We start from the raw sequence: 20,496 nt of genomic DNA, 5'->3' as shown, positions 1-20,496 counted from the left end.
GTACCGCTTTTCGCCATGACCGCCATAGAAACCGATCTTCAGCAGTTGGCTTACCCTCCGCGGCTCGATCTGGGGCCGCAACTCACTCACGAACAGTTAATGAGCTCGATGCAGGCCACCATGGGCCGGCATAAAGGTGGGCCGGTCTGGCTATTTGCGTACGGTTCGCTGATCTGGCGTCCTGAATGCTCGTCCTCCGAGCGGGTGCGGGCACGGGTCCACGGCTATCACCGCGGCCTGTACCTGTGGTCCCACGAGCATCGGGGCACGCCGGAAACGCCAGGGTTGGTGTTTGGGCTGGATCGCGGTGGCTCTTGCAGCGGGTTCGCTTACCGCTTGCCCGAAGATCAGTTGGAGGCCTCGCTTTACGCCTTGTGGCAGCGCGAGATGCCTTACCCGTCCTACCGGCCGCACTGGCTTAGCTGCCGTCTTGAGGATGGCAGTCAGGTGCAGGCGTTGGGGTTTGTCCTGGAGCGGCACTTGCCCAGCTATGCTGGCAACTTGCCGGATATCGTGCTCAACCATGTGCTGCAAAGCGCTTGCGGGCGTTACGGCACTACTCGCGATTATGTCGAGCAGACCGTAAACGCCCTGCGTAGCCACGCCATGCCAGATAAGAATCTGGAGGCGCGGCTCAAGCGTTGTGCAAAGGGTTGCTCTGGCGATTAACGCGCCGAGCTGACGCTGTTGGTGTGCCACAGCGTTGGGATCAGGAACGCGATAGCCAGCAGGCACGCACCGATCAGCAGTACGAAACCACCGTCCCAGCCGAAGTGGTCCACGGTGTAGCCCATTGCCGCACTGGCTGCCACCGAACCGCCCAGATAACCGAACAGACCGGTGAAGCCCGCGGCCGTACCGGCGGCTTTCTTGGGTGCCAACTCCAGGGCCTGCAGGCCGATCAGCATCACCGGGCCGTAGATCAGGAAACCGATGGAGAACAGAGCAATCATGTCGACCATCGGGTTGCCCGGCGGATTGAGCCAGTAAACCAGGGTTGCCACGGTCACCAGCGCCATGAACACCACGCCCGTCAGGCCACGGTTGCCACGGAAGATCTTGTCCGACATCCAGCCGCACAACAGCGTGCCTGGAATGCCTGCCCACTCGTAGAAGAAATACGCCCAGGACGTTTTATCCACGTCGAAGTGCTTGGCTTCCTTCAGATAAGTTGGCGCCCAGTCCAGCACGCCGTAGCGCAACAGGTAGACGAACACGTTGGCGAAGGCGATGTACCAAAGCATTTTGTTGCGCAGCACGTATTTGACGAAGATTTCCTTGGCGCTGAATTCTTCCTCATGGCTGGCGTCGTAGCCTTCGGGATAGTCGTTCTTGTATTTCTCGATGGGCGGCAGACCAACCGATTGCGGTGTGTCGCGCATGGTGATGAAGGCAAAGGCCGCTACCGCCAAGGCCACAGTGGCCGGCACATAGAAAGCTGCGTGCCAGTCGTTGAACCACGCCATGCCCAGCAGGAACAGCGGACCGATCAGGCCGCCACCGACGTTGTGCGCCACGTTCCACACCGACACTACACCGCCGCGCTCTTTCTGCGACCACCAGTGCACCATCGTCCGCCCACTTGGCGGCCAGCCCATGCCCTGGGCCCAGCCGTTGATGAACAGCAGAATGAACATCATGGTCACGCTGGACGTTGCCCAAGGTGCGAACCCGAAAATGAACATCACACCCGCCGATATCAGCAGGCCGAAAGGCAGGAAGTAGCGTGGGTTGGAACGGTCGGACACCAGGCCCATGAGGAACTTGGACAGGCCGTAGGCAATGGCGATGGCCGACATCGCCAAGCCCAGTTGACCACGGGTGTAACCCTCGTCGATCAGGTAGGGCATGGCCAGGGAGAAGTTTTTACGCAGCAGGTAATAACCGGCGTAACCGAAGAAAATACCGGCGAAGATCTGCCAGCGCAGTCGTCGGTAGGTACTGTCTATTTTTTCTTCAGGCAGGGGCGCCTGATGCGCGGCAGGACGAAAGAAAGCAAACATTCAAGAGCTCCAAATTTCTTGTTTTGACTGCGGATGCGAATGTTACAGTTTCGTTACCGAAAATAGCATCGCTTCTCATGCACAAACACAGGAAATGGGAGCAATTGCATGTTCTTTTACGAACATGTCGTAAATGGATAAGTGTGGGTCGTTATCGATTTTATGATCGCAGGAGATCAAATGTGGGAGGGGGCTTGCCCCCGATAGCGGTAGGTCAGCCAGCTTATCTGTAGCTGACCCACTGCCATCGGGGGCAAGCCCCCTCCCACATTTGATTGCATTTCAGGTCGGTTAGCGGGTCTGGACGACGACCTTGCCGACAGCCTTGCGCTGGCCGAGGTCATTGATCGCCTGGGCGGCTTGCTCCAGTGGATACACCTGCGACACCAACGGCTTGAGCTTGCCCTCACCGTACCAAGTGAACAGTTGCTGGAAGTTCGCCGCATTGTCCTGCGGCTGGCGCTGGGCAAACGAGCCCCAGAACACCCCGACCACCGCTGCGCCCTTGAGCAAAGCCAGGTTCACCGGCAGCTCTGGAATACGCCCGCTGGCGAACCCAACCACCAGCAAACGCCCGTTCCAGGCGATGGCGCGGATGGCCTGGTCAAACAGGTCACCGCCCACCGGGTCGTAGATCACATCGGCGCCGTTGCCGTCGGTGAGGCGCTTGATCTCTTCTTTGAGGCTGGTTTCGCTGTAGTTGATCAGTTCATCGGCACCCGCGGCCTTGGCCACGGCGAGCTTGTCGGCGCTGCTGGCTGCGGCGATCACACGGGCGCCCATGGCCTTGCCGATTTCCACCGCGGCCAGGCCTACGCCGCCGGACGCACCGAGCACCAGCAAGGTTTCGCCCGGTTGCAGGTTGGCGCGTTGTTTGAGCGCATGCATCGAGGTGCCGTAGGTCATGCTGAAGGCGGCAGCGGTGTTGAAGTCCATGCTCGGCGGGATCGGTAGCACGTTATAGCCCGGCACAGCGACCTGCTCGGCAAAGCTGCCCCAGCCGGTGAGTGCCATGACCCGGTCGCCGACTTTCAAATGGCTGATCTTCTCACCCACTTCGCTGACCACGCCCGACGCCTCGCCACCCGGCGAAAACGGAAAGGGCGGCTTGAACTGGTACTTTCCCTCGATGATCAGGGTGTCCGGGAAGTTCACCCCCGCCGCGTGTACGTCCAGCAGGATTTCGTTCTTCTTGATCGCCGGGCTGGCGATTTCTTCCAGCACCAGGGTTTCGGCGGGGCCGAAGGCTTTGCACAGCACAGCTTTCATCGGGCTATTCCTTTTGGTGTCGTGGCCGATAAGTGTAGGAGGGTAGGCCCGTGGGTCAACGAGCATGCCCGGCCCTGATAAGCCGCCATAAGCTTGTGCTCTGCCTTGCTAGCGTTATGCTACCCGGCAACCGAATGTGAGGAATGAACTGTGAAAGCGTGGATCCTGTTGATGCTGGCCCTGACTTTGCCCATGGCTGCCCAGGCCGAAGAAGCCAAAGAAGGCGAGGCGCCGAAGGTCAGCTATATCAGCCTGAGCCCGCCGTTCGTGGGTAACTACGGCCTGGACGGCACGGCGAAACTCAAGGTGTTCAAGGCTGATATCGCCCTGCGCGTGACCGGTACCGAAGCCGCTGCTGCTGTCAAAGCCAACGATGCGTTGATTCGTAACCAGTTGGTGGCGCTGTTTACCCAGCAGACCAACGAGGCCATGAGCACCGTCGAAGGCAAGGAAAAACTGCGCCAGGAAGCCCTCAAGCAAACCCAGCAAGTGATGAACGACGAGACCGGCAAGCCGGTGGTGGAAGACCTGTTGTTCAACAACCTGATCATTCAGTAATCAGCCTGGCTGGCGGTTCAGGAAGCCAAACTCTTCCTGAACCGCACCAATGCCACCGCAAAAAACAACAATCCAATTGCCGCCAGCGCCAGCAAGTCCGGCCATACCACACTGACGCCCGCGTCCCGAAACAGGATCGCTGCACTCAGGCTCACAAAGTGCGTCGACGGCGAGCCCTGCATCACCCACTGCAACCACTCGGGCATGCTGTCCAGTGGCGTACTGCCGCCGGATAGCAACAGCATTGGGATAATCACCGGGATTGCCAGCAAGCCGAACTGCGGCGTCGAGCGGGCAAGGGTGGCGAGGAAGATCCCCAGTGCGGTGCTGGCAAACAGGTACAGCGCGGTCACGAATAGAAACAGGCCCATCGATCCCGCCAGTGGCACGCCGAGCAAGCCTTTGACCACCACCTCCAGCGACACCCAAGTACACACCACCACCACCAACATGTTGCTCCAGATTTTTGCCAGCATGATTTCCAGCGCGGTCAGCGGCAGTACTAGCAGATGGTCGAGGGTGCCGTGCTCTCGCTCACGCAACAGCGCGGTGCCGGTCAATACGATGGCGAGAATGGTGATGTTGTTGACGATCTGGATCACCGCCAGGAACCAGCCACCTTCCAGGTTGGTATTGAACAGTGCTCGTGTGGTCAGCAGCGCCGGGGCTTTGCTGGCGGTATCGGTTTGGCCGCTGTAGCTCAGCAACTCCCGTTGGAAAATCCTGCCGATATAGCCCGCGCCCATGAACGCCTGGCTCATTGCCGTGGCATCGACGTTCACCTGCACGCCGGGCTGGCGACCCGCGAGCAGATCGGCCTGGAAGTTGGCCGGCACGTTGATCACGAAGGTGTACTGGCCGCTGTCCATCACCTTGTCCAATTGATCGTAGGCCAGCGGCGCAGGCGCCTGGAATTCCGGCGGTTGCAGCGCCTCTGCCATCTGCCTGGAGAGCGCGCTGTGATCCTCGTCCACAAAGGCGACGCTGGCGTTGTGTACGCCAATTACAGAACCGGCGGCAGGCATATAGATGGCGACAGTGAAGGCGTAGAACAGGAACAGCAGCAATACGCTGTCGTGGCGCAGGCTGGTGAGTTCCTTGATGCCCAGGCGCAGGATATGAGTGAGCGTGTGCATCAGGCCTCCTGCTTCTTGAGCATGATCAGGCTTAGCCCGGTGAATCCGATGAAGAACCCGAACAGCGCCAGGCATTGCGGCCACAACTGGCGTAGGTCCAAAGCTTTGGTGAACGTGCCGACTGCGATATCCAGGAAGTGCCCGGCTGGAAACAGCATGCCCATCAGTGCCGCCGCGCCTTCCAGAGAGGAGCGCGGCACGATCAGCCCGGAAAACTGGATGGTCGGCAGGCTGGTGATGATCATGGTGCCGAGGATCGCCGCGATTTGAGTACGGGTGAACGCGGAAATCAGCAGGCCCATGCTGGTGGTGGCCAGCACGTAAAGCAGTCCGCCAAAGGCCAACGTCAGGCCGCTGCCCTTGAACGGTACGCCAAACAGCCAGCGATTCATGGCCACCAGCAGCGCCAGGTTGATCAGGCTCACGGCGATGTAGGGCGCCTGCTTGCCCAGCAGGAACTCCAGGCGCGTCAGTGGTGTGGCATAGAAGTTGGTGATCGAGCCCAGTTCTTTCTCGCGCACGATTCCCAGAGCCGTGAGCATCGCTGGGATAAACGCCAGGATCAGCGCCGTCACCCCTGGGCCAATGGCATTCACGCTGACCACGTCCTGGTTATAGCGAAAGCGGGTTTCCAGCTTGGCGGCGGCCTGGGTGGTCTGCGGCAGGCTGCTCAGTTCGGCCAGTTGTTGCAGGTTGCCCTGGTGTACCGCTTCTACATAGTTGCGGCTGGTTTCCGCGCGAAACGGCATGCCGCCGTCGAGCCAGGCGGCGACTGTGGGTTGGCGGCCAGCGTAGAGGTCACGGCCAAACCCTGGCGGGATCTCCAGGGCCAGTTTGATTTCCGAGCGCTGCAGGCGCCGGTGCAACTCACTGGATTCCTGGATGGGCGCCTGTTCGGCGAAGTAGCGCGAGCTGCGGAAGGCTTCCAGATAGGCTCGGCTTTGAGGGCTCTGGTCCTGGTCGTAGACGGCAAAGGCGAGGTTTTCCACGTCCAGGGAAATGCCGTAGCCGAAGATCACCATCATGAACATCGCGCCGAGGAGGGCGAAGGCCATGCGCACTTTGTCGCGCAGTAGTTCTTTGCCTTCACGGCTGGCCACGGCCAACAGGCGAGAAAGGCTGAAGCCGCGTTTGCTCACGGGCGGCGCACTGATTTCGCTGACGGTTTTGGCCGGTGCGGCAGGCTCGGGTTCGCCTTGGGCCTGTTCCAGGCAGGTGACGAACGCGGCTTCCAGGGTGTCGCCGTGGAACTGCTGTTGCAGTGCCTCCGGTGTGTCGCAGGCCAGCACTTTGCCGCCGTGCATCAAGGAAATGCGGTCGCAGCGCTGGGCTTCGTTCATGAAGTGGGTGGACAGGAAGATGGTTACGCCTTGCTCCCGAGACAACTCGACCAGCAGCCGCCAGAAATCATCCCGAGCTGCCGGGTCGACGCCGGAAGTGGGTTCATCGAGGATCAGCACTTCCGGGCGATGCAGCACGGCCACTGCCAAAGACAAGCGCTGGCGCAGACCGAGGGGTAATTCGCCGGAGGGTTGCTCGGCTATCTTGCTCAGGTCAAAGCGTTGGATCAATTCATCGATACGCGGCCCACTGTCTGCTTTGGGCAGGTCGAACAGTTGCGCGTGCAGCACCAGGTTCTGGCGCACGCTGAGCTCGCCGTACAGCGAGAAACTCTGGGACATGAAACCCACGCGCTTGCGGGTGGCCAGGTCCTTTGCGTTCACAGGGTTGCCCAGCAGTGTCGCGCTGCCTTCGGTGGCCGGCATCAGCCCGGTGAGGACTTTCATGGTGGTGGTCTTGCCGCAACCGTTGGAGCCGAGGAAGCCGAAAATCTCGCCTCGACCAATAGCAAAGCTAACCTTGTTCACCGCCGTGAAATCACCGAAACGCAGGGTCAACTCGTGCGCTTCGATGGCGATATCGGCGTTGGCGTTTTCCCTTGGCGGGATCACCAGCGGCTGGTTGTCATGGGCGCCATCGCCCTGGAAGTGGGTGAAGGCCTCATCCAGTTTGCCGCTCGGCGTCGCTGCCGCCAGTTCGCGACTGAGACCGTCGGCGATCAGTTTGCCGCGGTCGAGCATCATGCAATGTTCGAACTGCTCGGCTTCCTCCATGTAGGCCGTGGCTACCAGCAGCGTCAGTTGCGGGCGTTCGCTGCGTACGGTTTCTACCAGCTCCCAGAAGCGTCGACGGGACAGCGGATCGACGCCGGTGGTGGGCTCATCAAGGATAAGCAGGTCCGGGTCGTGGATCAGCGCGCAGCACAGGCCGAGCTTCTGCTTCATGCCGCCGGAGAGTTTGCCGGCTGGGCGCTCGGCGAAGCGAGCCAGGTCGGTGGCCAGCAGCAGGTTGTGCATGCGCTGGTCGCAGTCGGCTTTGGACAGGCCGAACAGGGTGGCGAAGAAGCGGATGTTCTCGCTGATGGACAGCTCGGGGTACAGGTTGCCACCCAAACCCTGAGGCATGAAGGCAATGCGCGGGTACAGGCTGTTGCGGTGACGGCGATCCTGAATGGAGCCGCCGAGTACCTCCAATTGGCCGGCCTGGAGTTTCTTAACGCCGGCGATCAACCCCAACAAACTCGATTTTCCCGCACCATCCGGGCCGATCAGCCCGCAGCGTGTACCGGCGGGCAGGCTGAAGGCGATGTCGATCAGCGCCTGTTGTTTGCCGTAATGGTGGTTGATGCCTTTGGCGTGCAGCGCCAGGCCGGTCATTGCAGATTGGCCGGCCAGTCGATATCAGCTGTGCGCACATAGCCGGAGCCGGGCATGCCCGGTTTGGCTTGGGGCACGGCGCTCGGTTGAGTCAGGTGCAATTTGACGCGGAATACCAGTTTCTGGCGTTCGTCGCGGGTCTCCACTTCCTTGGGGGTGAACTGCGACTTGGCGGCGACGAAACTGATCTTGGCCGGCAACGGCTGCTGGGGCAGGGCGTCGAGCAGAATCCGCGCGTCACTGCCGACGGTCAGCCGTCCGGTCACGGAGGCGGGTAGATAGAGGTTCATGTACTGATCATTGGGGTCGATCAGCAGCAACACGCGCCCGCCCGCGCCAAGCACTTCACCCGGTTCGGCCAGGCGCAGTTGGATAATGCCGTCGATAGGCGCGCGCAGGCTGCTGTCGTCGATTTCACTGGTGAGCTGCGCGACCTGGGCTTGTGCGGCACCGATGGTGGCTTTTGCCGAATTGACCTGGGCCTGGGCGGCGGTCACGGCGGCGTTGCCGGTGTTCTGGCGGGCTTGCTGCTGGTCGATCAACTGGCCGCTGGCGAAGCCGCGTTTGTAAAGCTCCTGGGTACGCTTGAGTTCCTGGTTGGCCAGCAGTTGTTCGCTCTGGCGCAGTTGCACGTTGGCCTCGGCGGCGGCGAAGTTCTCCTTGGCCCTCAGCACTTCGGCTTCGGCCTGGGCGCGCTGGGCTTCCAGCGTACGGGTGTCCATGCGCGCCAGCAGTTGGCCCTTGAGGACCTTGTCGCCTTCGTCGACCCGCACTTCGGCCAGGCGCCCTGGGATCTTGGCGGCGATCTGCACTTCGGTGGATTCCAGGCGGCCATTGCCCATGCCCAGACCTTCTGGCAGACGGTCCTGGGTGGAGCGCCAGTAACCGAAGCCGCCGGCACCGAGCAATAATGCGATCAAGAGAATGGCAAACAGGTGGGAAGAGCGGGGTGTGGTCGACATGGGTGCATCCTGCGGCTTTAGCATCCTAGTTTGATCGGTGCTGCCCAAGGGGCGTTGATACCGATCAAATGAAGCGCAAGCCTAACCCGGTTAAGGGGCAGATGCATGCGTCGAGCGCGTGACCGCAGGGTTCTCGTCAGCGCAGCGCCAGCACCGTCGCCCATTGCTCGGCGGTGACCGGCATCACCGACAGGCGGCTGCCTTTTTGCACCAGGGGCAATTCAGCGAGGGCGGTTTGCTGTTTCAGGTAGCCGAGCCCCAGCACCTTGGGGAAGGTTTGGACGTGCGCGACGTTGATCGCAGTCCACGGGTTTTTCTCCGGGGTGGCTTTGGCGTCGAAATAGTGGCTGTCCGGTTCCAGTGCGGTCGGATCCGGGTAGGCCGCTTCGACAATTTTGCCGATACCCGCAATGCCTGGCTCTGGGCAACTGGAGTGATAGAAGAAAAACTCATCGCCCACGGCCATGGCGCGTAGGAAGTTGCGCGCCTGGTAGTTGCGTACGCCGTCCCAGCGCGCTTCGCCAAGCTTTTCCAGGCCGTTGATGGACAGTTCGTCGGGCTCGGATTTCATCAGCCAGTAGGCCATTTTTGGGCTCCTGAAAAAGGCAGTGGGCAAGTTGTCAGGCAATTTGATGACAAACCGACAGTCGGTTGGCGCCAAGGTTTGCGTGTTGGTTCACGTTACCGCAAAATGCCGGCCTTTAAGCTTGACGCAGCTGCAACGGACTACTTTGGAACGTTGTTGTCATCGTGTACGAGATGCCTGAAGGGGGGCAATCGATGCAACGTAAACCGGATTTACTATGGATTTTGGTGATTTTGTTTGGTCTGGGCGTCGTGACCACCGGGTATGCCCAAAGCTTGTGGTCGAACAAGACCGATGCTCCCGTTGAACTGGCTCAACAGCAGCCGCAACCGTTCAAGCGTTAACCCTTCTTCAAGACGCCGCTGCTTCAAGCGGCGTTTTTGCGACATACCACTGCTTATCAGTGACAGTGCCAGCCAATGGCACATCCCAACTGGCTTGTGCCAATCGATCGACCTTCTGACATTCATGGGCCAGGCCTAGCAGCGTCGGCTTGCGCCAGCTTTGACGGCGTGCCAGATACGCCAGGCTGCGGTCGTAGAAACCGCCGCCCATGCCCAGGCGGCCACCCGCGTCATCGAACCCCACCAACGGCAGCAACACCAGGTCCAGCGCCCACACCTTGCGCTGGCGCTTCGCATTGACCCTTGGTTCCAGAATCCGAAAGCGGTTGGGCAGCAGCTTGTCCCCAGGCTTCACGCGCTGGAACACCATCTTGGTACGCGGCCAAGCGCTGAGCACCGGCAGATAGGTGGCCTTGCCCCGGCGCTGAGCGGCGCGCAGCAGCAGGCGCGGATCGATTTCACCGTCCGTCGGTAGATACAAGGAAATATGTTTGGCCCGGCGAAACAGCGGGTGCTGTGCCAGTTGCCGATACAGGCCGTGGGCGGCTTGGCGCTGCTCGCTCGGCGTAAGGGCGCGGCGGGCGTTGCGTAACATGCGTCGAAGTTGCGGACGGGAAAGCGGCGCAGGTTCGGTCATGGTTTTTCGGCTCATAAAACAATGCCAGTCCTTAAGACTGGCATTGAGTTTGGAATTCAGGCTCCCCGACAGAACCGCTGTCGACTAAGCCCTTGAACCCGAAAGTTCAAGGTGGAAGAAGCAGTAGGCTTTAAGGCTTTCCGTCTAGCGGACATGCACACCAGCCCAACGTGCAACTTCCAGGGTAGTGCGAATCGGCTCCGGGACATCGCCGACTGGCAAGCACGCCAGGGAGTGGGGCGAGTATACCTTAAACAGTCGCGGGGATCAGCCCTTGGGTTGCTCTGTGTCGCTGGAAAGCACCAGATCAACACGTTCGAGCAGATCGCGAACCTGCTCGCGGGTCGAGCCGCTGGCCTGCACGTCAGGGCGTTCCTGCTTATGCAGCAGATCGTGGGTAATGTTCAGCGCGGCCATCACGGCGATACGGTCGGCGCCGATCACTTTGCCGCTGCTGCGGATTTCACGCATTTTGCCATCCAGGTAACGGGCGGCGCTCACTAGGTTGTTGCGCTCTTCCTGGGGACAGATGATCGAATATTCTTTGTCGAGGATCTGCACGGTGACGCTATTGCTTGAACTCATGAGTCTTGCTCCAGGGCCTTCAGGCGCGAAATCATCGATTCGACCTTACGCCGGGCGATTTCGTTTTTTTCAATGAGGTGAGCGCGTTCCTCGCGCCAGGTCTTTTCCTGAGCTAATAGGAGTCCGTTTTGACTCTTAAGTTGCTCGACCCGAGTAATTAGCAATTCGAGTCTGGCCATCAGCGCTTGCAGGTCGGTGTCTTCCATTGGGTTCCACTGGATTTTGTCTGATGAATGGCAACTGCAGGATAAACGATCTGACGCCCTTGATAGTCTTGGTACGTCTGCCGGTGCTAGGATACAGCGCTCCATTCTAGACATTGCGCCGTCTGGCGCCTAGCTCACCATGCCCACTAAGAACTCTCCGTACGACGCTTTTTCCACACTGCTGAGCACCAGCGGTCACCCATGTTCGCCTGCCGAACTGCACGGCGTGCTGTTGGGTCGCAGCTGCACCGGTGTTGGCTTTGATGCCGACAACTGGTTGGCCGATGTCGCCGAGCTGTTGGAAACCGAACCGACCGACAACGTGCGTAACGCGCTGATCGGCCTGCAAGAGATGGTCAAGGGCGAACTGACCGGTGATGACGTCACCGTAGTCCTGTTGCTACCGACCGACGACGCTCCGCTCACCGAACGCGCCGCCGCATTGGGCCAATGGTGCCAGGGTTTCCTCCACGGTTTCGGCGTGAACGCCGGCGGCCTGGAGCTGAGCACCGACGCCAAGGAAGTGCTGCAGGACCTCGCCGCGATCTCCCAAGTGCAAGATGCGCTGGAAGAGTCCGAAGACGGCGAAGGCGACTACATGGAAGTCATGGAATACCTGCGCGTCGCGCCGTTGCTGCTGTTCACCGAGACCAAGAAGTCCGCTGAGCCTGCTGCACCCAAGCCGTCGCTGCACTAAGAAAGGAAGCCCATCTGCCCATGATCCATATCCCCAAAGCGGAATACACCCGCCGCCGCAAGGCGCTCATGGCGCAGATGGAACCCAACAGCATCGCGATTCTGCCGGCCGCCGCCGTGGCCATCCGCAATCGCGATGTCGAGCACGTTTACCGCCAGGACAGCGACTTCCAGTACCTGAGCGGTTTCCCCGAACCGGAAGCTGTGATCGTGCTGATGCCCGGTCGCCAGCATGGCGAGTACGTGCTGTTCTGCCGCGAACGCAATGCCGAGCGTGAACTGTGGGACGGCCTGCGTGCCGGTACCGAAGGCGCAATCCGTGAGTTTGGCGCCGACGATGCCTTCCCTATCACCGATATCGACGACATCCTGCCCGGCCTGATCGAAGGCCGTGACCGGGTGTATTCGGCCATGGGCAGCAACGCTGAATTTGACCGGCACGTGATGGAGTGGATCAACGTGATCCGCTCTAAAGCGCACCTCGGCGCCCAGCCCCCGAACGAATTTGTTGCCTTGGATCATCTGCTCCACGACATGCGCCTGTATAAATCGGCGGCAGAAGTGAGGGTGATGCGCGAGGCCGCGCGGATTTCCTGCGCTGCCCACGTCAAGGCGATGCAGGCCAGCCGCGCTGGGTTGCATGAGTTCAGCCTGGAAGCCGAGCTGGATTACGAATTCCGCAAAGGCGGCGCGAAGATGCCGGCTTACGGCTCCATCGTCGCCGCCGGGCGCAACAGCTGCATCCTGCATTACCAGCAGAATGACGCGCTGCTCAAGGATGGGGACCTGGTGCTGATCGACGCCGGTTGCGAGATCGACTGCTACGCCAGCGACATTACCCGCACCTGGCCGGTCAACGGAAAGTTTTCACCTGAGCAAAAAGCGATCTACGAGATTGTGCTGGCCTCCCAGGAAGCCGCCTTTGCCGAGATCGCGCCGAATAAACATTGGAACCAGGCCCATGAGGCGACCGTGCAGGTCATCACCGCTGGGCTGGTTAAGTTGGGACTGCTGCAAGGTGACGTTGACGAACTGATCGCCAGCGAAGCCTATAAACCTTTCTATATGCACCGCGCCGGCCATTGGCTGGGCATGGATGTGCACGATGTGGGCGAGTACAAGGTGGGCGGTGAATGGCGGGTGCTGGAAGTCGGCATGGCGTTGACCGTGGAGCCGGGGATCTATATTTCGCCGGACAACCAGAACGTGGCGAAGAAATGGCGTGGCATTGGCGTACGCATCGAGGACGACGTGGTAGTGACCAAGCAAGGCTGTGAAATCCTGACCGGCGGCGTTCCCAAGACCGTCGTCGAGATCGAAGCGCTGATGGCGGCCTCCCGATGAGCCGGGTCAATCTCGCGATTATCGGCGGTGGCCTGGTGGGCGCCAGCCTGGCGCTGGCGTTGCAGGCCGGGGCCAAGGCGCGGGGCTGGAAGATCATGCTGATCGAGCCCTTCGCTCCGGGCGACAGCTACCAGCCAAGCTACGATGCACGATCGTCGGCGCTGTCGTTTGGCGCGCGCCAGATTTATCAGCGGCTGGGTATCTGGCAGGAGGTTTCCCGCCGAGCCGAGCCGATCAAGCAGATTCACGTGTCGGACCGTGGGCGTTTCTCCACCGCACGTTTGTCCGCCATGGAGGAGGGCGTGCCAGCACTCGGCTACGTAGTGGAAAACGCCTGGCTCGGCCAATGCCTGTGGCAAGGCCTGGACAAAGACGTGGTCAGTTGGCGCTGCCCGGCGGAAGTCACCCGCATGGAGCCGCTGCCCGACGGCTATCGCCTGACGCTCAACGATGAAACCGTGTTGGAATGCGACCTCGCCGTGCTCGCCGATGGCGGCCGATCCGGCTTGCGCGAGCAATTGGGCATTGGCGTGAAGACCCGTCCGTACAACCAGAGTGCGCTGATTGCCAACATCACTCCCAGCGAAGCCCATAACGGCGAAGCCTTCGAGCGCTTCACCGACGAAGGCCCGATGGCCTTGCTGCCGCTGCCAGACAACCGCTGCGCGCTGGTGTGGACGCGCATCGGTATGGACGCCCAGCGCCTGGCCGCCCTCGACGAACGCAGTTTCCTCAGCGAATTACAGAGCGTGTTCGGCTACCGTCTGGGCACCTTGAGGCAAGTCGGCGCGCGCCATCTGTATCCGCTGACCCTGGTGGAGGCCGAAGAGCAGGTACGTTCCCACCTGGTGATTCTTGGCAACGCCGCCCACAGCCTGCACCCAATTGCAGGGCAGGGCTTCAACCTTTCCCTGCGCGATGCGAGTGCCTTGGCCGAGGCCCTGCTCGCCGGGCCAGCGGTGCCCGGTGACCTGGCGACGTTACAGGCGTACCGCGAGCGCCAGCGTATGGACCAGAAGTTGACTGTCGGTTTCTCCGATCAGGTCACGCGCCTGTTTGGCAGTGCACAACCGCTGGTAGCGCTGGGCCGCAATATGGGCCTGCTGGGCCTGGATTTGTTGCCGCCGGCCAAACGCTGGTTCGCCCGTCAGGCCATGGGCTTGGGGACGCGTCCCGATGCGTAAGTGGCTGGTGGCGCGGTTGGGCAAGGCGCGCTTGCTGCGTTGGATCATGACCCTGTACCCGCCATACCTGGGCGCTGGCGTCAGCGTGCAGCATATGAGCGCGGATTTTCGTCACGTCAAAGTGCGCATGGGGCTGGGTTGGTACAACCGTAATTACGTCGGCACGCAGTTCGGCGGTAGCCTGTATTCGATGGTCGACCCGTTCTACATGCTGATGCTGATGGAAAATCTGGGCCGCGACTACATTGTCTGGGACAAGGCCGCGAGCATCGACTTTATCTCGCCGGGCAAAGGCCCGGTGTACGCCGAATTTTTCATCGACGAGGCCTTGCTTGACGAGGTGCGCCGACAGACCGAAGGCGGCGAGAAATACCTGCCTCACCTCACGGTCCAGATTCATGACGGCTCCGGCACCCTGGTGGCGCGGGTCGACAAAACCCTTTACGTGCGGCGCAAGCCGCAAGCGAGACAGGCTTAAACCATGGACATGCGCGCAGATGTGCTGATTGTCGGGGCCGGAATGGTCGGAAGCGCGCTGGCGCTGGCGTTGCAGGGCAGTGGCCTGCAAGTGCTGCTGCTCGATGGCAGCCCGCTGAGCGTCAAACCGTTCGACCGTGACGCGGCCTTCGAACCCCGCGTGAGCGCCTTATCGGCCGCCAGCCAGCGCATCCTGGAGCGCTTGGGCGTGTGGGACGGCATTGTGTCGCGCCGGGCCAGCCCTTACGGCGAGATGCAGGTGTGGGATGGCAGCGGCACTGGGCAGATCCACTTTTCGGCGGCCAGCGTGCACGCCGAGGTGCTCGGGCATATCGTCGAAAACCGTGTGGTGCAGGATGCTTTGCTTGATCGCCTGCACGACTGCGACCTGGGCCTGCTGGCCAACGCGCGGTTGGAGCAGATGCGCCGCTCCGGCGATGACTGGCTGCTGACCCTGGCCGATGGCCGCACCTTGCGCGCGCCGTTGGTGGTCGCCGCCGATGGCGCCAACTCCGCCGTGCGTCGCCTGACCGGCACCGCCACCCGTGAATGGGATTACTTGCATAACGCCATCGTCACCAGCGTACGTAGCAGTCAGCCGCACCAGCGTACGGCGTGGCAACGCTTTACCGACACCGGCCCGTTGGCGTTTTTGCCGTTGGTACGCGATGGGCAGGAAGATTGGTGTTCGATCGTATGGTCCACCACACCGGCTGAGTCCGAGCGCCTAATGGCCTTGGATGATGAAAGTTTTTGCCGTGAGCTGGAGCGCGCCTTTGAAGGGCGGCTTGGCACTGTGGTCAGTGCTGATCCACGGGTTTGCGTACCGTTGCGCCAGCGTCACGCCAAACGCTACGTGGCCGAGGGCCTGGCGTTGATCGGCGATGCGGCTCATGTGATCCACCCGTTGGCCGGGCAGGGCGTCAACCTGGGTTTCCTTGATGCTGCGGTGCTGGCCGAAGTGTTGCTGTCGGCTACTGAACGCGGCGAGCGTCTGGCGGATGTGAAAGTGCTGAGCCGTTATGAACGTCGTCGGATGCCCCACAACTTGGCGCTGATGGCCGCAATGGAAGGTTTTGAGCGGTTGTTCCAGGCCGATCAACTGCCGTTACGTTGGTTGCGTAACGCTGGGCTGAAGATGGTCGACCAGATGCCCGAAGCCAAAGCGGTATTTGTGCGCCAGGCCTTGGGCTTGACGGGCGATCTGCCAACACTCGCGAAACCCTGAGGCATCTGTGCAACATCTGGTAACGCCTCCACCGAGCGTTACCAAATGTGAGTCCCTATCATTTGCGCTCACTTTGCAAATGAGAGACCGCACCCATGTTGGCACCCAAGCGCCTACTGACTGCCCTGGCACTCACCCTGATCGGCAGCACGACTGTGCAGGCAGCCGACGAAGTGGTGGTCTACTCCTCGCGCATCGACGAACTGATCAAACCCGTGTTCGATGCCTACACCAAAAAGACTGGCGTCCAGGTGAAGTTCATCACCGACAAGGAAGCCCCGCTGATGCAGCGCATCAAGGCCGAGGGCGAAAACGCTACCGCCGACCTGTTGCTCACCGTGGATGCCGGCAACCTCTGGCAGGCCGAGCAAATGGGCATCCTGCAACCCTTCACCTCGCCCGTGATCGACAAGAACATTCCTCTGCAATACCGCTCATCCGCCCACGCTTGGACTGGCTTGAGCCTGCGTGCGCGGACCATCGCCTATTCCACTGACCGGGTAAAACCGGGTGACTTGACCACCTACGAAGCCCTGGCCGACAAACAGTGGGAAGGTCGTCTGTGCCTGCGCACGGCGAAAAAGGTCTACAACCAGTCGCTCACCGCGACCCTGATCGAAACCCACGGCGCGGCCAAGACCGAAGAAATCGTCAAGGGCTGGGTGAATAACCTCTCTACTGACGTGTTCTCTGATGACATCGCCGTGCTGGAGGCGATCAACGCCGGGCAGTGCGACGTGGGTATCGTCAACACCTACTACTACGGCCGCCTGCACAAGCAGAAGCCGGACCTGGCTGTGAAGCTGTTCTGGCCGAACCAGGGCGACCGTGGTGTGCATGTGAACCTGTCGGGTATCGGCTTGACCAAGCACGCGCCACACCCGGAAGCCGCCAAGGCTCTGGTGGAATGGATGACCACACCTGAAGCGCAGAAGATCTTTGCCGATGTGAATCAGGAGTTCCCGGCCAACCCGGCTGTACCGCCGTCGGCCGAAGTGGCGACCTGGGGCAAGTTCGTTGCGGACACCTTGCCGGTGGAAGTGGCGGGTAAGCGCCAGGCTGAAGCCATTCGCTTGATGGATCGCGCCGGCTGGAACTAAGTACAATTTGTAGGACGCCGCAGATCCAAATGTGGGAGGGGGCTTGCCCCCGATGGCGGAGGATCAGTCACCGATGAGTCGACTGACATTCCGACATCGGGGGCAAGCCCCCTTCCACATTGGGTTGTGGTGATTTCAAGATCTTCATTATCGAGAACCCACCTTTGGCCCACCCCGCCCAACGCCGCTGGTACCTGCCGGTTTTCACCGTCGCCGCCCTGGTGCTGCTGCCGCTGAGCGTGCTGTTGCTGTCCTGGCAAAGCATCGATGCGCAAATCTGGTCCCATCTGTGGGAAACCCAGATGCCCCGGCTGCTGGGCAATACCCTGACCCTTGTGGTTGGGGTGGGTTTGGGCGTGACCCTCTTGGGCGTAAGCCTGGCCTGGCTCACTAGCCTCTGCGAATTCCCCGGCCGGCGCTGGCTTGACTGGGCGTTGATGCTCCCCTTCGCCATCCCCGCCTACGTGCTTGCCTTCGTCTTTGTTGGCCTGCTGGATTTCGCAGGCCCAGTGCAGACCCTGCTGCGAGAGTGGTTCGGCACCGGTCTGCGCCTGCCTCGCGTGCGTTCCACCAGTGGCGTGATCATCGTGTTGGTGCTGGTGTTCTACCCCTACGTCTACCTGCTGGCGCGCACTGCATTCCTGGCCCAGGGCAAAGGCCTGATGGAAGTCGCGCGAGTGTTGGGGCAATCGCCGTGGCAAGCGTTCTGGCGCGTGGCGCTGCCCATGGCGCGGCCGGCGATTGGCGCCGGGGTCGCCCTGGCGTTGATGGAAACCCTGGCGGATTTCGGTGCGGTCTCGGTGTTCAACTTCGATACCTTTACCACCGCGATCTATAAAACCTGGTACGGCTTTTTCAGTCTTTCCAGCGCAGCCCAACTGGCCAGCCTGTTATTGCTGGTGGTGATGCTGGTGCTGTACGGCGAACGGCGTGCCCGTGGCGCGAGCCGTCCCAGCAATGAGCGGCCTCGGGGCAAGGCGCTCTACCACCTGCGTGGGTTCAAAGCGTTAGCCGCCAGTGCCTGGTGTGGGCTGGTGTTTGCGTGCGCCTTTGTCATTCCGGTGCTGCAGTTGATCGTCTGGTTCTGGCAGCGCGGCCGGTTCGACCTGGATGAGCGGTATTCGGGCCTGATCGTCCATACCCTCTATCTCGGTGGTATCGCGGCATTGATCACGGTCAGCGTGGCGCTGGTACTTGCCTTCGCCAACCGCCTGTCGCCGACCCGGGCGATTCGCTCCGGTATCAGCCTGGCCAATGTTGGCTATGCATTGCCGGGTTCGGTGCTGGCGGTGTCGATCATGTTGGCGTTCAGTTATCTGGACCGCGAACTGGTGGTGCCGCTGTCCGGCTGGCTCGGTGGTGCGGGCAAACCGCTGTTGCTGGGCAGTCTGTCGGCGCTGGTGCTGGCGTATCTGGTGCGTTTTCTGGCGGTGGCCTACGGGCCGCTGGAAAATAGCCTGGCGCGCATCCGGCCTTCGTTGCCGGAAGCGGCGCGTAGTTTGGGCGTGAGTGGGCCGCGACTGTTTTGCAAAGTGTATCTTCCGCTGTTGCTACCCGGCACCCTCAGTGCAGCGCTGCTGGTGTTCGTGGATGTGCTCAAGGAAATGCCCGCAACCTTGCTGATGCGCCCGTTCGGCTGGGACACCCTGGCGGTGCGGATCTTTGAAATGACCAGCGAAGGCGAGTGGGCACGGGCTTCGCTGCCGGCACTGACACTGGTACTGGTGGGCCTGCTGCCGGTGATCGGGCTGATCCGACGCTCTGCCCGACCAATCGGTTAGGTGTCAGTCCTACGGCTTGAGGCTACAATGCGCGGCATTCGGTGCGCTCCGCCTTTCGGATCGGGTCGTTGTACGTGGCTGCAGCCCTTGTAATTCAAGGTCTTCAGCACGAACAGCAACGCTGCGCACCTTCGCCAAGCCCGGAAGGAGAAACCCATGGGACAGCGTACGCCTCTGTATGACCTGCATCTCGCCCTCGGCGCGAAAATGGTCGATTTTGGCGGTTGGGATATGCCTTTGCATTACGGCTCGCAAGTTGAAGAGCACCATCAGGTGCGACGCGACTGCGGGGTGTTCGATGTATCTCATATGACCGTGATCGATATCAGCGGCCCCCAGGCCAAGGAATGGCTCCAGCACCTGCTGGCCAATGATGTCGAACGTTTGCATGGCTGTGGCCGTGCGTTGTACAGCGCCATGCTCAACGAGCAGGGCGGCGTGGTGGACGACATGATTGTCTATCGCACTGATGCCGGGTACCGGTTGGTGGTCAACGCCGCCACTCGTGACCAGGACATCGCCTGGATGCAGGCGCAACTCGGCAGCTATCAAGTGCAACTGCACGAGCGGCCCGAGTTGGCCATGCTCGCCATTCAAGGCCCCCATGCTCGGCAGAAGATCGCCGAGTTGGTCACCCAGTCTCGCGGCACCCTGATCCACCAGCTCAAGCCATTTGAAGGCGAGGCCGACGGCGATTGGTTTATCGCCCGCACGGGTTACACCGGCGAAGACGGCCTGGAAATTGTGTTGCCTGCCGATCAGGCACCGGGATTTTTCAACGATCTGGTGGGTGCAGGCATCTCACCTATCGGCCTCGGCGCGCGGGACACCCTGCGCCTGGAAGCCGGTATGAACCTGTACGGCCAGGATATCCACCAGAACGTTTCGCCCCTGGCGGCCAACATGGCGTGGAGTATCGCCTGGGAACCAGCCGAGCGCGATTTCATCGGGCGTGCGGCGCTGGAAGCAGAGCTGGCCGCCGGTGTGCAGTTCAAACTGGTCGGGCTGGTACTGGAAGAACGTGGGGTTTTACGCGCTCATCAGGTGGTTCGCATCGCCAATGTTGGCGAAGGTGAGATCACCAGTGGTAGTTTCTCTCCTACGCTGAGCAAATCCATTGCCTTGGCGCGTGTACCGACGGCAACTGCCGACCGGGCCGAAGTGGAAATCCGCGGCAAGTGGTACCCGGTTCGAGTGGTCAAACCGACCTTCGTGCGCCATGGCAAAACCTTGATCTAACTATTTCCGGCAGGCCGATGGCCGCTGACACTACTTCTGAGGACACAGACTATGAGCAATATCCCGGCCGACCTGCGTTTTGCCGAGAGTCATGAATGGGCCCGTCTGGAAGCTGACGGTACCGTGACCGTCGGGATCTCCGACCACGCCCAGGAAGCGTTGGGTGATGTGGTGTTTGTTGAGTTGGCCGAAGTCGGCGCCCAGTTTGGCGCGACTGATCAGGCAGGTGTGGTGGAGTCGGTCAAGGCCGCTTCGGATATCTACGCCCCGGTTGCAGGCGAAGTGATTGCAGTCAACGAGGAGCTGAGTGGTAGCCCCGAGTTGCTGAACTCCAACCCGTATGGCGCCTGGATCTTCAAGCTCAAGCCAAGCAACCCGGCTGATCTGGAAAAACTGCTGGATGCTGCTGGTTACAAAGCCGCCATCGGCGAGTAACACCGCACA

21 protein-coding genes and 1 other RNA gene are annotated in these 20,496 nt (G+C 61.0%); 12 read left to right on the top strand and 10 right to left on the bottom strand.

Annotated elements, in window-relative coordinates:
- The first annotated feature begins 15 nt into the window (after positions 1–15).
- A complete protein-coding gene (locus BW43_RS25365) occupies positions 16–669 on the top strand; it encodes a gamma-glutamylcyclotransferase (protein WP_032884300.1) in 654 nt (217 codons plus the stop codon).
- On the opposite strand, the gene glpT is transcribed toward BW43_RS25365, so the two are convergent.
- Together glpT and BW43_RS25375 are read right to left on the bottom strand one after the other, a co-directional pair.
- Complete coding sequence (gene glpT, locus BW43_RS25370; protein ID WP_032884299.1) at positions 666–2,003, bottom strand: glycerol-3-phosphate transporter; 1,338 nt, start codon at positions 2,001–2,003, stop codon at positions 666–668. The two genes, BW43_RS25365 and glpT, sit on opposite strands and share 4 nt — an antisense overlap.
- Positions 2,004–2,294: 291 nt before the next feature.
- Complete coding sequence (locus BW43_RS25375) at positions 2,295–3,272, bottom strand: NADPH:quinone oxidoreductase family protein (protein ID WP_032884298.1); 978 nt, start codon at positions 3,270–3,272, stop codon at positions 2,295–2,297.
- Between the two features lie 150 nt (positions 3,273–3,422).
- Here BW43_RS25375 and BW43_RS25380 point away from each other — a divergent pair, with 150 nt between their 5' ends.
- Positions 3,423–3,830: a flagellar basal body-associated protein FliL gene (locus BW43_RS25380; protein ID WP_032884296.1), complete on the top strand. Its 408-nt coding sequence runs from the start codon at positions 3,423–3,425 to the stop codon at positions 3,828–3,830.
- A 17-nt stretch (positions 3,831–3,847) separates the two neighbouring features.
- Here BW43_RS25380 and BW43_RS25385 read toward each other — a convergent pair whose 3' ends face one another.
- From BW43_RS25385 to BW43_RS25400, 4 genes are all read right to left on the bottom strand, one after another.
- Positions 3,848–4,966 (bottom strand): ABC transporter permease, encoded by a 1,119-nt coding sequence (locus BW43_RS25385; RefSeq protein ID WP_032884291.1) that lies wholly within the window; start codon positions 4,964–4,966, stop codon positions 3,848–3,850.
- Entirely contained in the window at positions 4,966–7,683 is a 2,718-nt protein-coding gene (gene rbbA / locus BW43_RS25390) for a ribosome-associated ATPase/putative transporter RbbA (RefSeq protein ID WP_032884290.1), read from the bottom strand. The genes BW43_RS25385 and rbbA overlap by 1 nt, the downstream gene beginning before the upstream one ends.
- Positions 7,680–8,645, bottom strand: coding sequence for an HlyD family secretion protein (locus BW43_RS25395; RefSeq protein WP_032884288.1), 966 nt, complete (start codon positions 8,643–8,645; stop codon positions 7,680–7,682). The genes rbbA and BW43_RS25395 overlap by 4 nt, the downstream gene beginning before the upstream one ends.
- 136 nt (positions 8,646–8,781) lie before the next feature.
- Entirely contained in the window at positions 8,782–9,231 is a 450-nt protein-coding gene (locus BW43_RS25400; protein ID WP_032884287.1) for an EVE domain-containing protein, read from the bottom strand.
- A gap of 194 nt (positions 9,232–9,425) precedes the next feature.
- On the opposite strand from BW43_RS25400, the gene BW43_RS28880 reads away from it, so the two are divergent.
- Positions 9,426–9,575 carry a hypothetical protein gene (locus tag BW43_RS28880; protein WP_010207387.1) on the top strand — a complete coding sequence of 50 codons (150 nt, stop codon included), beginning with the start codon at positions 9,426–9,428 and terminating at the stop codon, positions 9,573–9,575.
- 7 nt (positions 9,576–9,582) lie between these two features.
- On the opposite strand, the gene BW43_RS25405 is transcribed toward BW43_RS28880, so the two are convergent.
- From BW43_RS25405 to BW43_RS25415, 4 genes are all read right to left on the bottom strand, one after another.
- Complete coding sequence (locus BW43_RS25405; RefSeq protein ID WP_032884520.1) at positions 9,583–10,212, bottom strand: 5-formyltetrahydrofolate cyclo-ligase; 630 nt, start codon at positions 10,210–10,212, stop codon at positions 9,583–9,585.
- 58 nt (positions 10,213–10,270) lie between these two features.
- Positions 10,271–10,449, bottom strand: a non-coding RNA gene (gene ssrS / locus BW43_RS28045) — 6S RNA.
- 30 nt (positions 10,450–10,479) lie between these two features.
- Positions 10,480–10,797: a cell division protein ZapA gene (locus tag BW43_RS25410; RefSeq protein ID WP_027608375.1), complete on the bottom strand. Its 318-nt coding sequence runs from the start codon at positions 10,795–10,797 to the stop codon at positions 10,480–10,482.
- Complete coding sequence (locus BW43_RS25415; RefSeq protein ID WP_007982902.1) at positions 10,794–11,003, bottom strand: TIGR02449 family protein; 210 nt, start codon at positions 11,001–11,003, stop codon at positions 10,794–10,796. Before BW43_RS25415 ends, BW43_RS25410 begins: the two co-directional genes overlap by 4 nt.
- 139 nt (positions 11,004–11,142) lie before the next feature.
- Between BW43_RS25415 and BW43_RS25420 the strand changes: the two genes are divergently transcribed.
- From BW43_RS25420 to gcvH, 9 genes are all read left to right on the top strand, one after another.
- On the top strand, positions 11,143–11,700 hold the full coding sequence (locus BW43_RS25420) for a YecA family protein (protein WP_032884286.1): 558 nt from the start codon (positions 11,143–11,145) through the stop codon (positions 11,698–11,700).
- Positions 11,701–11,720: 20 nt separating this feature from the next.
- Positions 11,721–13,043 (top strand): Xaa-Pro aminopeptidase, encoded by a 1,323-nt coding sequence (gene pepP / locus BW43_RS25425; RefSeq protein ID WP_032884285.1) that lies wholly within the window; start codon positions 11,721–11,723, stop codon positions 13,041–13,043.
- Positions 13,040–14,227: a 2-octaprenyl-6-methoxyphenyl hydroxylase gene (gene ubiH / locus BW43_RS25430; protein WP_032884284.1), complete on the top strand. Its 1,188-nt coding sequence runs from the start codon at positions 13,040–13,042 to the stop codon at positions 14,225–14,227. The genes pepP and ubiH overlap by 4 nt, the downstream gene beginning before the upstream one ends.
- Positions 14,220–14,705, top strand: a complete 486-nt coding sequence (locus tag BW43_RS25435) for a DUF4442 domain-containing protein (protein ID WP_032884283.1) — start codon at positions 14,220–14,222, stop codon at positions 14,703–14,705. Before ubiH ends, BW43_RS25435 begins: the two co-directional genes overlap by 8 nt.
- A gap of 9 nt (positions 14,706–14,714) precedes the next feature.
- Positions 14,715–15,932 carry a 2-octaprenyl-3-methyl-6-methoxy-1,4-benzoquinol hydroxylase gene (locus BW43_RS25440; protein ID WP_163033280.1) on the top strand — a complete coding sequence of 406 codons (1,218 nt, stop codon included), beginning with the start codon at positions 14,715–14,717 and terminating at the stop codon, positions 15,930–15,932.
- 95 nt (positions 15,933–16,027) lie between these two features.
- Positions 16,028–17,032: an extracellular solute-binding protein gene (locus BW43_RS25445; protein WP_032884279.1), complete on the top strand. Its 1,005-nt coding sequence runs from the start codon at positions 16,028–16,030 to the stop codon at positions 17,030–17,032.
- Positions 17,033–17,196: 164 nt separating this feature from the next.
- Entirely contained in the window at positions 17,197–18,813 is a 1,617-nt protein-coding gene (locus BW43_RS25450) for an iron ABC transporter permease (protein WP_032884519.1), read from the top strand.
- 156 nt (positions 18,814–18,969) lie between these two features.
- The gene (gene gcvT, locus BW43_RS25455) at positions 18,970–20,052 is read left to right on the top strand and encodes a glycine cleavage system aminomethyltransferase GcvT (protein ID WP_032884277.1); all 1,083 of its coding nucleotides are present in this window, start codon (positions 18,970–18,972) and stop codon (positions 20,050–20,052) included.
- Between the two features lie 51 nt (positions 20,053–20,103).
- Entirely contained in the window at positions 20,104–20,487 is a 384-nt protein-coding gene (gene gcvH, locus BW43_RS25460) for a glycine cleavage system protein GcvH (RefSeq protein WP_032884276.1), read from the top strand.
- Positions 20,488–20,496 lie beyond the last annotated feature (9 nt).

The sequence above is a fragment of the Pseudomonas sp. RIT357 genome, from assembly GCF_000632245.1.
Lineage (GTDB): Bacteria > Pseudomonadota > Gammaproteobacteria > Pseudomonadales > Pseudomonadaceae > Aquipseudomonas > Aquipseudomonas sivasensis.
The sequence above is the reverse complement of the archived record's forward strand: the minus strand, read 5'-3'. Positions and strand labels throughout refer to the sequence as shown.